This window comes from Alkalihalobacterium sp. TH-98 (assembly GCF_057473385.1).
The window spans coordinates 127,297-141,377 of record NZ_JBYCKM010000045.1 but is presented as its reverse complement, the minus strand read 5'-3'; the positions used below and the strand labels follow the sequence as shown (position 1 = coordinate 141,377).

Annotated in this window: 13 protein-coding genes; 7 read left to right on the top strand and 6 right to left on the bottom strand. The window is 37.5% G+C overall.

Going from position 1 to position 14,081, the window contains the following annotated elements:
• Positions 1-51: 51 nt before the first annotated feature.
• The 4 genes from AC2VNP_RS16315 to AC2VNP_RS16300 all read right to left on the bottom strand — a co-directional run bounded on the left by AC2VNP_RS16315 (position 52) and on the right by AC2VNP_RS16300 (position 4,185).
• Complete coding sequence (locus tag AC2VNP_RS16315; protein WP_486918351.1) at positions 52-957, bottom strand: fumarylacetoacetate hydrolase family protein; 906 nt, start codon at positions 955-957, stop codon at positions 52-54.
• A gap of 152 nt (positions 958-1,109) precedes the next feature.
• The gene (locus tag AC2VNP_RS16310) at positions 1,110-1,904 is read right to left on the bottom strand and encodes an ABC transporter ATP-binding protein (RefSeq protein ID WP_486918350.1); all 795 of its coding nucleotides are present in this window, start codon (positions 1,902-1,904) and stop codon (positions 1,110-1,112) included.
• Positions 1,891-2,886, bottom strand: coding sequence for an ABC transporter permease (locus tag AC2VNP_RS16305; protein WP_486918349.1), 996 nt, complete (start codon positions 2,884-2,886; stop codon positions 1,891-1,893). Before AC2VNP_RS16305 ends, AC2VNP_RS16310 begins: the two co-directional genes overlap by 14 nt.
• A gap of 273 nt (positions 2,887-3,159) precedes the next feature.
• Positions 3,160-4,185 (bottom strand): ABC transporter substrate-binding protein, encoded by a 1,026-nt coding sequence (locus AC2VNP_RS16300; protein ID WP_486918348.1) that lies wholly within the window; start codon positions 4,183-4,185, stop codon positions 3,160-3,162.
• Positions 4,186-4,536: 351 nt separating this feature from the next.
• Here AC2VNP_RS16300 and AC2VNP_RS16295 point away from each other — a divergent pair, with 351 nt between their 5' ends.
• Positions 4,537-5,079, top strand: a complete 543-nt coding sequence (locus AC2VNP_RS16295) for an AbrB family transcriptional regulator (RefSeq protein ID WP_486918347.1) — start codon at positions 4,537-4,539, stop codon at positions 5,077-5,079.
• Positions 5,057-5,548: an AbrB family transcriptional regulator gene (locus AC2VNP_RS16290; protein ID WP_486918346.1), complete on the top strand. Its 492-nt coding sequence runs from the start codon at positions 5,057-5,059 to the stop codon at positions 5,546-5,548. The genes AC2VNP_RS16295 and AC2VNP_RS16290 overlap by 23 nt, the downstream gene beginning before the upstream one ends.
• A 688-nt stretch (positions 5,549-6,236) precedes the next feature.
• Here the strand turns inward: AC2VNP_RS16290 and AC2VNP_RS16285 are convergent.
• Positions 6,237-6,782, bottom strand: a complete 546-nt coding sequence (locus tag AC2VNP_RS16285; RefSeq protein WP_486918345.1) for a hypothetical protein — start codon at positions 6,780-6,782, stop codon at positions 6,237-6,239.
• Between the two features lie 297 nt (positions 6,783-7,079).
• On the opposite strand from AC2VNP_RS16285, the gene AC2VNP_RS16280 reads away from it, so the two are divergent.
• The 3 genes from AC2VNP_RS16280 (at position 7,080) to nfsA (ending at position 10,618) form a co-directional block, all read left to right on the top strand.
• Positions 7,080-8,846, top strand: coding sequence for a B12-binding domain-containing radical SAM protein (locus AC2VNP_RS16280; RefSeq protein WP_486918344.1), 1,767 nt, complete (start codon positions 7,080-7,082; stop codon positions 8,844-8,846).
• A gap of 34 nt (positions 8,847-8,880) precedes the next feature.
• Complete coding sequence (locus AC2VNP_RS16275) at positions 8,881-9,792, top strand: DMT family transporter (RefSeq protein WP_486918343.1); 912 nt, start codon at positions 8,881-8,883, stop codon at positions 9,790-9,792.
• Positions 9,793-9,871: 79 nt separating this feature from the next.
• Complete coding sequence (gene nfsA, locus AC2VNP_RS16270; RefSeq protein ID WP_486918342.1) at positions 9,872-10,618, top strand: oxygen-insensitive NADPH nitroreductase; 747 nt, start codon at positions 9,872-9,874, stop codon at positions 10,616-10,618.
• A gap of 78 nt (positions 10,619-10,696) precedes the next feature.
• Here the strand turns inward: nfsA and AC2VNP_RS16265 are convergent, their stop codons facing one another.
• Complete coding sequence (locus tag AC2VNP_RS16265) at positions 10,697-11,728, bottom strand: TAXI family TRAP transporter solute-binding subunit (protein ID WP_486918341.1); 1,032 nt, start codon at positions 11,726-11,728, stop codon at positions 10,697-10,699.
• 285 nt (positions 11,729-12,013) lie between these two features.
• Between AC2VNP_RS16265 and AC2VNP_RS16260 the strand changes: the two genes are divergently transcribed.
• Together AC2VNP_RS16260 and srtB are read left to right on the top strand one after the other, a co-directional pair.
• Positions 12,014-13,126: a fasciclin domain-containing protein gene (locus tag AC2VNP_RS16260; RefSeq protein ID WP_486918340.1), complete on the top strand. Its 1,113-nt coding sequence runs from the start codon at positions 12,014-12,016 to the stop codon at positions 13,124-13,126.
• 196 nt (positions 13,127-13,322) lie between these two features.
• Positions 13,323-14,072, top strand: coding sequence for a class B sortase (srtB, locus tag AC2VNP_RS16255; protein ID WP_486918339.1), 750 nt, complete (start codon positions 13,323-13,325; stop codon positions 14,070-14,072).
• Positions 14,073-14,081 lie beyond the last annotated feature (9 nt).

The following is a 14,081-nucleotide window of genomic DNA, read 5'->3' as shown; positions in this document are numbered from 1 at the left end:
CAATTACAAAAGCGTTGGAGTTTGACTAGCTGGACTTAGCCTTTTTTACAGTCATTGAATTGTATTTGTTAAGACACCTAATTCATCCACACGAATTTCTATTTGATCACCAGACTTCAAATATTTGGGTGGATTAAATCCACTTCCTACCCCTGATGGTGTTCCAGTTGCAATAATATCACCAGGCTCTAACGTCATTCCTTGGGAAATAACCGAAAGAATTGTCGGAATAGAGAATATCATCTGGTCAATACTTCCTTTTTGTCTCAATTCTCCATTTACTTTCGTTTCTATTTTTAACACACTGTCCTTTACTAGACTCGTGTGAGTGATCCATGGACCCATAGGACAAGTCGTATCTAAACTTTTTCCAAGAAAGAATTGTTTATGTTTCTTTTGAAGGTCTCTTGCAGTAATATCGTTAAGAAGTGTATAACCAAATATGTAATCATACGCTTCATCTTCCTTAATTGCCGTACCTTTTTTTCCGATGATAACGGCAATTTCACCTTCATAATCTAATTGACTCGTTAAATGTGAATGATTGGAGACGGTTCCTTCTGTTCCAATCACAGTAGTTGGCGCTTTCGTAAACATTAATAAATGTTCAGGGATATCAGCAGCGCTTCCCATTTCGATCGCATGTGCTGCATAATTTTTACCTACGCAAAATATATTTTTTCTCGGTCTAGGAATGGGTGCTAATAACCTTAGTTCAGGATCTTTTAGAAAAAACGAGTAATTTTCGATATTTCTTTCTTCAAGCCACTCAATACTAGATGTAACTTCATCGATAAAAGATTCTCCTAGGTCAATTGTTTCTAGTAGAGAACTTGGAATGTTTTCAGTACTTCCTTTTTCATTTAAAACTTTTACAAGATCAATAACTTTCGTTTGATCCTCATTTAACATGCCTATCATTTGTTGTCCTTTATATTCGAATGTAGCAAATCTCACAATATACACCTACCTTATCTATATGTTATACCTGAAACCCCCAGGCTAAGCCTGTAGTTTAATAATTATAGATGAAAAGGGAGCCGACTCCAAAGTGTCTGCGCCCCCCAAGCATGAAAAACAATATTAATATTTATAAATTAATCAATCACCTATCCGAGGACAGCTCTATCGCTAGCCATTTGCTCTCCACGGATACGTTGGAACTCATTTAACAGCTTTTCAATCGTTAGATTTTGTTTATCTTTTCCTTGCACATCAAAGATAATTTGCCCTTTATCCATCATAATGAGTCGATTCCCTAAGTCTAACGCTTGTTGCATATTATGGGTTACCATTAAAGTAGTTAGATTAAAATTACGAACAATCTCCCCTGTCAGACGGGTAATAAGTTCAGCTCTTGAAGGATCAAGCGCAGCGGTGTGTTCATCTAACAAGAGGATTTTCGGTTCTGTAAAAGTAGCCATTAAAAGAGACAATGCTTGGCGCTCTCCACCTGATAACAATCCTACTTTTGCTGTAAGGCGATCTTCTAAACCTAAATTTAAAGTTGCTAAATACTCCCGAAACATGTCTTTTCTTTTTTTCGTTACACCAAATCGAAGCGTTCTTTTTTTATTACGTGAATAGGCCATTGCTAAATTTTCTTGTATGGTCATCGTCGGCGCCGTTCCTGCCATAGGGTCTTGGAAGACACGGCCAATTAATGTAGATCGTTTGTATTCAGGTAAATGTGTAACAGCTTTACCGTCAATAACAACGTCACCAACATCTGGGGATAGTGTTCCAGAAATCGTATTCATTAAAGTTGACTTTCCAGCTCCATTACTGCCGATAACCGTAATAAAGTCTCCTGAATTTAACTCTAGATTAATATTTTGTAAAGCTTTTTTTTCATCCAGCGTACCTTCGTTAAAGGTAATGCTAATGTTATTAAGATGCAACATTTCCATTCCCCCCTATCTGTGAAAGTTCGGCTCGCTTCTTTATGCGTCGCCGTTTTTCTTTTCGAGCAGCAAGTATTTTCGGGGTAACAAGTGCCGCAACTACAATAACGGCCGTAATTAATTTCATATCTCCTGTCTCTAAGAACTCGACTCTTAATGCTAGTGTTAATACGATTCGATAGATGATGGCTCCACCTATGACCGCTAACGTTGTCCGAGCAATCGTCTTCGTTCCGAATAAAGCCTCACCTATAATTACGGATGCAAGTCCTATAATAATCATCCCGATACCCATTCCAACATCGGCAAAGCCGCCATATTGGGCGATTAAAGCCCCAGATAAAGCAACTAGACCATTTGAAATACCTAAACCTAAAATGATTAAATAGTCGGTATTGGCTGAGAAACTACGAATCATTCGTTTGTTATCACCTGTTGCTCTAAGTGCTAAACCAACTTCCGTCTTTAAGAATAGGTCCAATAAAACTTTTACTGTTAATGTAACGATAAGGGCAAAGAATACAACTGCCCATGTACGTGGAAGCTGTGGTACGCCTAAAAACGTTATAATGCCATTAAAAAACTGGTCAAATCCGAGATTTTGCCAAAATGCAGTTAGCTGTTTGACAAGTGTCGTTTCATTTAACAATGGTAAATTCGGTCGCCCCATAATTCTTAAATTAATGGAATAAAGAGCGATCATCATTAAAATACCCGACAGCAACGGATTAATTTTACCTTTGGTATGAAGAATCCCTGTGACACAACCAGCAATAAAACCAGCAATAACAGCGACTACTGTTGCGATGATCGGAGAATATCCATTGATAATCATCATCGCAGCAACTGCTGCTCCTGTCACAAAGCTCCCGTCTACAGTCAGGTCAGGGAAATCAAGGATGCGAAAGGTGAGGTAGACCCCTAGTGCCATAAGTGCATAAATGATTCCAGATTCAATTGAGCCAAAAATTGAGATAAACATGGTGACCTCTTCCTCTCTAACTATAATATCTTCTCTAGTAACGTGACTGACTCAAGCTAATCCTATAGCAGATTACGTCTTGAGCCAGTCCCGCCCTTATAAGAGGTTGTTCAAAAAGTCCGGGAAAAATTTCTGTCGAATTACTTCGTCAGCTTACTCTTCCGCTCTTCACGTATTAACACCATACGCTCCAGTGCTCGGAGACTACGCTTCCTCGAACTTCTCGGATCTTTTTGTCCTCCTTTTTGAACACACACTATTTCTATTTTTTTATTAATTATTAATTACTTCAGCAATTTCATCCCATTGATCGTTCCACTCAAGACCTTGTTCTTCTGCAGCTTGTTTGTTGATAAGTAGTGTAAGTTCTGGTGGAATTTCTACGTTAATTTCAGAAGGTACTTTTTCCCCTTTTAGAATTTGTACAGCCATTTCACCTGCACGGTAACCAATTGAGAAGAAATCAACTCCATAAGTTGCAAATCCACCGCCTTCTAATGACTCTGGATCACCTACAATTAACGGGATATCATAGTCATTCGCTACGCCAACTAAAGCACCAAGACCTTGAACGACTGTGTTATCTGTCGTCATTAGGAAAACATCTACGCGATCAGCTAATGAACGAGCTGCCTCAGCTACTACTGCTGAAGAGTCAACACTTCGCTCTACTAGAGTAAGGCTAGTACCTTCCATAGCTGCTTTTACCGCTTCTAATTGAGAAATAGAGTTTTGCTCACCTGAGTCAATAATGATACCTACTGTTGCCCCTTCAAAGTGTTCTTCAATGAATTGTACAGTTTTTTCTGTAAATTCAGGATGTAAATCGATAACACCTGTAATGTTTTCACCAGGCTCGTCTAATGCAGTTACAAGTCCCGCTGCAACTGGGTCTGAAACCGAAGCAAAGACAATTGGAATTTCGTTAGTGGCATTTAATGCACCTAATGTACTTACTGTAGAGTTCGTAAAAATTAAATCTACATTATTCGCAACAAAGTTATTTGCAATTGTATGCACATTATTTTGATCTCCTTGTGCACTTTGGAAATCATAGGATACGGAAAGTCCAGCATCTTCTAGCGCTTTTTGGAAGCCTTCGTAGGCCGCATCTAGTGATGGATGCTCAACGATTTGAGTTGCCCCAATTTTAAACGTAATTTCTTCTTCTGCTGGTGCTTCTTCTCCAGCATTATTTTCCTCTGGTTCAGCTGGTGCACTACTTTGCTGACCACCACATGCAGTTAGCGCCATTAGACCGACAGCCGCAGTCCCGACTAATTTCATCCACTTTTTCATCTTGTTTCCCCCTATAATTTTTATAATTTTCTAATAGTTATGTATTATCATAGTATATTTATCAATGAATTGTAAACAACTTTTTTTATCGGTTTAAAGCGTTTGTGCAAATACGTATTAAAAGATCGAACAAACAGGATTTTTTCTCTATTTTATCTATGAATATTTTATATATCTATTGTTTATACTGTTTTTCAGAATAGCTTTGTTTAACTCTATTCATTATGAACCTGTAATCTTTTAACGGCTTTCCAAAACCCTTAATCCAGATAAGTTCAAATTGTTCTTGCAAATCACTTTTCATTTCAATACAGTAGGAAAAGATAACACGGTTAAAAGGGACGATTAAGAATGGATGTATTGCAATTTATACTTTTTATTGCTTTATCAATTATCGGTGGAACAATCGGACAAAAATTAAGGCTTCCTGTCGGTACGATAATAGGTGCGATGTTTACTGTAGGATTAGCTAAAACGTTTCAGTTATTAACCTTAGAAACAACCATTCCCATGGCTTTTGTTCTTCAAGTAATGCTTGGATTAATGGTGGGACTAACATTTATGAAACTATCTGTAGATCAGTTACGTCAATTAGCGACTAGTCTAGTAGCTGTTACATTTAGTGTCTTTCTTATAACTATCGGTAGTGGGGTACTTATTGCGACAATTTCACCTTTTGAACATAGTGTTTCTATATTATCGGCTGCACCAGGTGGAATGATAGAGATGGCAACGATCGCTAAAACACTCTCGTTACATGCTCCAGTTGTAATTATGCTTCATCTCATTAGAGTTCTGAGTGTTATGACGATTTTTCCAATATTACTCGATTACCTGTATCGCAAAGAAATGCAAAAAGGAGGATCGCCTTATGAAACGTTGGGTCATCACTAGTATGCTAGCTTTAATAGGTGGCTGGCTTGGTTACATGACGTCGTTTCCTTTAGGTCCCTTATTAGGTTCCTTATTAATGATTGCGATCGTACAAATCAAAACAACTAAGCTGCCACCATTACCGAAGCAGGCAAAACGAATTATTCAAATGCTATTAGGTGGAAGTATCGGACTTACCTTTAGTCAAGAAACGTTTTCAATTCTATCTACCATTTGGTTGCCCGCTCTTCTGCTACCTTTATTGCAGATAAGTGGGGCTTTATTATTAGCACTATTCCTAAAAAAGTTTCTTAAATTTGATACATTAACTGCGGTATGTAGTTCCGCTCCTGCTGGAATGACTGAAATGATTGTCCTTGCTGAGAAATATCCCGTTTCAGTCCCAACTGTTGTCACCCTGCACCTTTTTCGGCTAATGCTTATTGTCAGTATTATGCCTTTTCTCATTTACTACTTGTTCATTCGCTAATATTTATATATCTTAAGTACGCTAAAACTAATCCATAATTAAATTCGTGTGTTGCCGAGCTAGGGTGACATCTGTCTCACAAGTCAAAACTCTACCTTATTCGTGCACCAATCGGGCCTTTGGTTGGTGCTTTCTCCTAGTTTTTTCTCTAACGCTCACTATTCGGGTTTTTGGTTGACACTTTCTCCTATTTTTTCCCTCTTCCGCTCACTATTCCACGCTTTTCGTTCACGTTTTCTCCTAATTTTTCCCTCTACTGCTCACGATTCCGCGCCTTTCGTTCACGCTTCCTCCTAATTTTTCCCTCTTCCGCTCACTAATCATTGCTTTTCGTTCACGCTTCCTCCTAATTTTTCCCTCCACCGCTCACTATTCACTGCTTTTCGTTCACGCTCCCTCCTAGTTTTTTCCTCCACCGCTCACTAATCATTGCTTTTCGTTCACGTTTTCTCCTAATTCTTCCCTCTTCCGCTCACTATTCCACGCTTTTCGTTCACGCTTCCTCCTAATGTTTCCCTCTACTGCTCACGATCCACGGCTTTTCGTTCACGTTTTCTCCTAGTTTTTTCCTCCACCGCTCACTAATCATTGCTTTTCGTTCACGCTTCCTCCTAATTTTTTCTTTAACGCACGCCTATCCCCGCAGATTAATATTCTCCTTATAATAAAAAAACGAAGCTGACTAATGTCACCCTCGTTCTTTCGTGCATGCTACTTCATATTCAAAATAATGTTCTTCTATTTTTTCTAATTCTTGTTCTAACCTAGGTAATAGTTGTTCACACGAATTTTTTTGGTCTTGTTGATGGATGATGTCGCTGATGATACCGCCATGTTCACGCTCAAAATAAAGATCGAACGGGAAATAGTGCTGCGCAAAACTTTGAGAACCTTCATCCTCGTATTTCTTCATATATTGCAAAAGTGGCTTGTAATCATTTATTTCTACAGTGACACGTACATTTCCGTCTTCCTGATTACTTATTTGAAATTCTTCCCCGTAGTTCATTTGAGTGAAAAGATAGTCAATGATGACAAAATCACTCAACGTCAGAAATTCTGCACTGGAGTAATTTACTTCTACTTCTTTTTCTTCCGTTACAATAATACTGCCTTCATACGCTGTTACAAACATATTTTCTTTAACAAACCAAGCACTTGCGATAACAATAATAACAATTACAAAGGCAGCGATATTCTCAAATCTTTTATCTTTTACCTCTTTCTTTTTCAACCATTTCGATACAAAAAAAGAAAAAAGACCACAAATGATGGCTACTAGAAAAACCCCGAGAACTATGAAAACCCAAGATGGAAATAAAAACACCATAATATCAAATCCTATCTATATAATTATCCATAGAAAATATGGTATCATACTTAACGTATAAAATACTCCTCATAAGTAAAACAATGAGCATGAGAGTTATATTTTTTCCATTACTAGTGGATTTTGTTATTATCACATGCTAAAACTTGAGTGCACGATGCTCTTCCATATTATTTGATATATAGAATAGAGGTAAAAGAAATGAAAGTCGTTCTTACAACATTAAACGCGAAGTATATCCACACATGTCTAGCACTTCGCTGTCTGAAAGCTTATGCTGAACCTGAATATCCGGTTGAAATGGTTGAATTTACAATAAAAGATCCTGTCATGAATATCGTTACAGATCTTTATCAAAGAAAACCTGATGTGATCGGTTTTAGCTGCTATATTTGGAATATCGAAGAAACCATTAAAGTCGTTGAGATGCTTAAAAAAATTATGCCAGACGTTAAGGTCGTCCTGGGTGGTCCTGAAGTTTCCTATGATACAGCTTATTGGCTTGAGCGAATTCCGCATGCTGACTTTATCGTAGTTGGCGAAGGGGAAGAAACGTTTAAACTTCTTTTAGATGAACTAAATGGTGAAGAGAAATTTCATATGGTGTTTGGCCTTGCGTATCGTAAAGACGGTAAAGAGATTGTTAACCCGCCAAGTGCAAAGCTGGACTTAAATGCAATTCCTTCCCCGTACCGTTTTCAAGAAGATTTACCTGCTCTTGCAAAACGAGTAACCTATTTTGAGACGAGTCGCGGCTGTCCTTTCAGTTGTCAATTTTGTTTATCTTCTATTGAAGTAGGCGTTCGTTATTTTGATATTGAAAGAGTCAAATCTGATTTACTGTTCTTAATTAAAAGTGGTGCGAAATTAATTAAGTTTGTGGATCGAACCTTTAATATTAAGCGAGATTATGCCCTTGAGATTTTTCAGTTTCTTATCGATAACCATGAAGGATGTGTGTTTCAGTTTGAAATAACTGCTGATATTATGCGTCCAGAAGTTCTCGAGTTTTTAAACGAGAACGCTCCGGCTGGTATTTTCCGATTTGAAATTGGTGTTCAATCAACAAATGACGCAACGAATGAACTCGTTAAACGAAAGCAAAATTTTGAAAAACTCTCCAGAACGGTAACCCTCGTCAAAGAAGGTGGAAAAATTGATCAACACCTTGATTTAATTGCTGGATTACCTGATGAAAATTATGACTCTTTTAAAAAGACATTTAATGATGTGTTTGCCCTGCGTCCTGAAGAACTTCAACTAGGTTTCTTAAAAATGTTACGAGGAACAGGATTACGTCTGAGAGCAGAAGATCATAACTATGTATATATGGATCATGCACCATATGAAATACTAGGAAACAAAATACTTCCTTTCAGTGACATCGTTCGTATTAAGCGAGTGGAAGATGTATTAGAAAAATATTGGAATGACCATCGCATGGATGAAACGATCGAATATCTTGTTACTGAAGAATTTGAAAATGCTTTTGACTTCTTCCAACAATTTGGTGATTATTGGGACAAGCAAGGCTGGTCTAAGATTGGTCATCAGCTTGAAGATTTATTCCGCCGTTTATATGAATTTTTACAGGCAAGAGAGACAAAAAATCTTGAGGTCATTCACGGTTTAATGGTTTATGATTATTTTGTACGTCATAAACATAAACCGAGAACAACGTGGTGGAATTTCTCGCTAACTAAAGAACAACAATCTCATTATTTAAAGTCGATTGCAACCGTACCAGATACCGTTTCTGAACAATTTAGTACGTTAAGTTTGGCAGAAAAGGATCTTCATAAGCATACAATGATTGAAGTGATTGCTTTTGATCTCGACCACTATTTACAAACAAAAGAAGTGATCGAAAACAAACAGTTAATTATCGCCTACTTTAACCCAAAAGAACTGAAAACTACTCATTACACTTGTGAACTAAACAAACTAGAACAAGGCGCCTTATCTTAAGGCGTTTTTTTCTAAATAAAGGAGAGGGAAAATTTTGATACGCTGGGCCTACTTAGCAATTGCTGCAGGGGCAGCTCTATGGGGTACGATTGGATTATTCGTTCAAGAACTTTATAGCCTCGGATTAACACCACTCCAAGTTGTAACACTACGTGTCAGTTGTGCGGTTAGTTTTCTACTAATCTATTCTCTTTTCGTCAATCGTCAATGGCTTCGAGTCGAATTGAAAGACAGTCCTCTTTTTATTGGTACAGGAATTATTAGTATCGTTTTTTTTAATTGGTGCTTCTTTGTCGCCATTCAAGAAACATCCATTTCCGTTGCCGCCATTTTACTTTACACCGCACCTGCTTTTGTCCTGATTTTGTCTCGTTTTTTATTCAAAGAACTGCTTACTGCAAGAAAAATCCTTTCTTTAATCTTGACTCTTTTTGGATGTATTCTTGTTGTTGAGCTCCTTCCAAATGGTTCAATGGCAATGACAACTGTAGGTATCATTGCAGGTCTTGGTTCCGGTTTATTTTACGGCTTGTACAGCATCTTTGGAAAGTTCGCCCTGAGAAAGTATCATCCTATGACGGTGACCATTTACACCTTCTTATTCGCAACCTTATTCACATTACCTATAAGTCAAGTGTGGACTTGGATTGGTCAATTGAACGATGTAAAGCTTTGGATTTACGCGGGTAGCTTAGGTTTATTTCCAACCGTGTTAGCTTTCATATTTTACACGAAAGGGCTTAAGCAAGTTGAAGCAGGAAAAGCCTCAATTATCGCCACACTAGAGCCTGTTGTCGCTGCATTTATCGGGATGTTATTTTACAATGAAATCTTATCATTATGGCAGTATATTGGAGTTATCTTCGTCATTTTTTCAGTAATCATTGTCCAGAACATATCTTTAACTAAATGGCTCGAAAAACGGAGAGTAAAACAATCCGCCTAATTCCTCTAAGTTGCGATCATTGATTTTCCACCTTAAAAGTCATATGCTTATTGCAAAATAGAATGGAGGGAAACAAAAAGTGAATCAAGTTATTGAAACCCTAAAAAATCATAGATCGATCCGTAGTTATACGAATGAATCTGTAAGTGAAGATCACTTAGTAACGATTGTTGAAGCTGCTCAAGCCGCTCCCTCATGGATTAACGGCCAGCAAGTCTCGATCGTCTCTGTTAAAGAGGACCAAACAAAAAAGAAATTGACCGAACTCGTTGGTAATCAAAAATATGTAGATGAGGCTCCTGTCTTTTTTATTTTTTGTGCTGATTTTTATCGTGCTTCTCTAGCGGCTGAAAAAGAAGGAACATCATTTGCAATTGAAGAAGAAGTAGACTCATTATTAGTTGGAGCAACAGATGTTGGTCTAGCGATGGGGAATGCTATCGCTGCTGCTGAATCACTCGGATTAGGCTGTGTTCCAATCGGTGGGGTTCGTCGTCATTCCATAGAAGTTATTAAATTATTAAATCTTCCGAAGTACGTCATACCGATTTCAGGTTTATGCATCGGCTATGCTGCAGAAGATCCTGATCAAAAGCCACGTTTTCCAAAAGAAGCAGTATATCATGAGGAAACGTATAATCCAAATCTTAAAGGCATTTTAGATACATATGATCAACAATTGGAACAATATACGAGAGAACGAACCAATGGTCAGATGACTTCTAATTGGTCTACACGAGTAGCTTCTTTTTATAGTAAGCCCTACTATGACAACATTGCAGAAATGCTGAAACAACAAGGATTTACGTGTAAGAATATAAAGTAAGGGATTATACAGAAAAGAGGTTGAACGTTATGGTTCGACCTCTTTTCCGTTTCAGTAGCTTTTCAGCAAAATGCTTTTTTAGTCCTTTTTTATAAGTTGTTGTTCAATATAATAACGTTCAGCACCTGGGTGAACATCAATTGGCATCCCCTTTAAAGCTTCATCTAATGTTATGTGTAACTTTAGTAGATCATTGTTAAACTGTTCAAGGTTTTCAAACATCGCTTTCGTCATTTCATATACTAAGTCCTCATCGACACTTGAATTTACAATTAGCATGCCTTTAGCAGCTAATGTCGTTACATCAGAAGTTGTTTCATACAACTCTTTTGGGATGGTGTACGAAACATAGTATGGATACTCTGCTTGTAATTCTTGAATTTTTTCATCATTGATAGAAATGAAGTCTACATCATCACTCAGTTCTTTTAACACCCTATCCTCATCCATTCCTAATCCTGCCGAAATAAACGCAGCATCGATTTTTCCACTTTGAATTTTTTCTGCTAATTCAGTACGATCAATGTACTTTTCTTCTTCAAAATCCTCGTATGTAATTCCATGTATGTTTAGAATTTGCTTAGCATTTACTTCAACAACAGAATCTCTACCTCCTACTGATACACGCTTACCAATCAGATCATCCACTGTTTGAATTCCGCTTTCAGGTCGAACAATGATGTGTATAACTTCAGGAGATAACATCGCTACACCATGGAACCCGGTTATTGGGACATCCCCTTCAAATAAATAAAGTCCATGACTCGCATAGTAGGCAAGATCATTTCTAACTACGGCTATATCTGAATGACCATTGACAGTATCATAAATCGAAGCAATCGAATTCGCAGAAGAAAGTGTAGTCACTTGTTCATTCTTTACGTTTAGATTAATGATATCATCCGCAAGTACCTCCCCAACTCCCAAATAATTGATATAACTTTCATCCAGTGAAATTGAAATTCCATTCGTATTTGTCTCTTCTGTACTATCGATTTGCTCAATCGCTGTTTCCGTTTTCTCCTTATTGACTTCCTTACTATTCGTACATCCAGATAAGAAAAAAAGGTGAGTGAATATAAGTAATGCGCTGATAGTCCAAGTTTTCATAGCTTTCTCTCCTATTCTATTTCTAGTTAAACAAAGGACACCCTAGTAAAGGGATTAAGCAAATTCTTTAACAAAGCTTGAACAACTTCCCTTAGTAACAATATGAAAATGGAAGTTACTATTAGTACGACTTTTGAAAACTTATTTATAGGTATGGAGTACTTAACAGGAATGAGTCCTTAGTCTTAATTTTCAGATATGGTGACATATTTCTTTACTGAATTATAAATTTGTTATACATTCATTGTGTAGAAGTTATACAAGTAAAAATTAGGAGGATGTACAATGCACAAATCAAAGGTTTTTGTCATGTCACTGGTTTTTATGTTACTTATGTCAATGTCTTTTGGAATGGGGGTACTAGCTGACAATCATGAAGGTGATGATATTGTTGATACTGCAGTAGCTGCTGATGATTTCAACACTCTAGTAGCCGCGGTTCAAGCTGCTGATTTAGTAAATGCTCTTAAAGCGGAAGGTCCGTTCACGGTATTCGCTCCTACTGACGAGGCGTTTGCAAATTTATTAGATGAGTTAGGTGTAACGGCTGACGAATTACTTGCTAGCGAAGACCTTGCAGATATTCTGTTATATCATGTCGTTGAAGGCAAAGTGATGTCTACTGATCTAGTAGATGGTCTGGAGGCAACTACATTAAACGGCGAGAAAATTACAATTACATTAAACCCTGTACAAGTAAATGAAGCAAATGTAGTTACTGCTGATGTTGAGGCTTCAAACGGTGTGATCCATGTTATTGATGCTGTATTAATTCCGGCCAGTGATGAAGAAGCTTCAGTAGAAGAAGGAACTGAAGAAGAGAATAGTTTAGTTGACATCGTAGAAACGGCAGCTGCTGCTGGTAACTTTGAAATTTTATTAGCTGCTGCACAAGCGGCTGGATTAGTGGATGCTCTTAAAGGCGAAGGTCCTTTAACAGTATTCGCTCCTAGTGACGAGGCGTTTGCTGCTTTATTAGATGAGTTAGGTGTAACGGCTGAGGAATTACTAGCTAACGAAGATCTTGCAGATATTCTTTTATATCATGTCGTTGAAGGAAAAGTAATGTCTAGTGATCTAGCAGATGGTATGGAAGCAACTACATTAAACGGTGAAAAAGTAAAAATTACATTAAACCCTGTACAAGTAAATGAAGCAAATGTAGTGACTGCTGATATTGAAGCTTCAAACGGTGTGATCCATGTTATTGATGCTGTGTTACTGCCAGGTGGAGATACTGATAATGGTACTAATGAAGGTACTGCAGAAGCTGGAGATGAAACTCCTGCTATTCCGCAAACGAGCAATAATTCTGTACTTATCTATATTGTATTAGCAGTCCTTGCTGGTGCAGTTGCATTATTCTTTATTAGAAAAGAAAAGAGTGCTAGAGTCTAATCAGAAAGGCGCAAGGTGCCCGCTTATCGGCTACAAGCGCTGGAGGGCCAGCAATAAGTGTCTTGCTCTTTAGACACTTTTGATGGATCGAAGCGGCCTCGAGGCGATGGCACCTGGATCTTCGAATTTTATACTTTCTTAATCTCTACAAATGGGGGCTAATAGCTCCCTTTTATCTAAAGTTAGGATGCTTATTATGAATGTTAGACGTATAATCATCGGGATATGTGTTTCAATTTTTTTATTATCAATGTTTCAAGTGCTAGATTACTTTTATAGTAGTTACGAAAATCACCGGATGTATGCAGCAGTCCAAGAAACGTTCACAGACTCCTTGCCCAAAGCTGAAAATGCCAATAGAAACTTAGAAACTCAAGAGCAACCCCTAATAAAAGAAAGATTTCTGCCATTGCTAGAGATAAATGAAGACACGGTTGGATGGATTACGGTTCCAAACACTCCTATTGATTATCCGATCGTTCAAACGAAAGATAATGAGTACTACCTTGACCATAACTTTCAACATTCCAAATCAGATGCAGGCTCGATTTTTATGGATTTTCGAAATCAACCAGACCTTTCCGACCGGCATTCAATTATTTATGGACACCATATGAGAGATGGTTCAATGTTTAAAGGGTTGTTAAATTATCAAGACGAAGACTTTTTTGAAAATAATCGGATCATTACCATACAAACTCTTGCAACAGAAACCGAGTGGGAAATTTTTTCCGCATACGTTACAGCTACCAATTTTTATTATATCGTTACCGACTTTTCTTCCGATAAAGAATATCTTGATTTTCTTGAATTGGTTCAAGAAAAATCACAAATTGATTTAAATGATGTTCACTTAACACATCAGGATCAGTTACTAACCCTTTCTACATGTGCTTATGATTTTGAAGATGCAAGGTTTGTTGTCCATGCACGGAAAATAAAGTAAAGCAAGCTG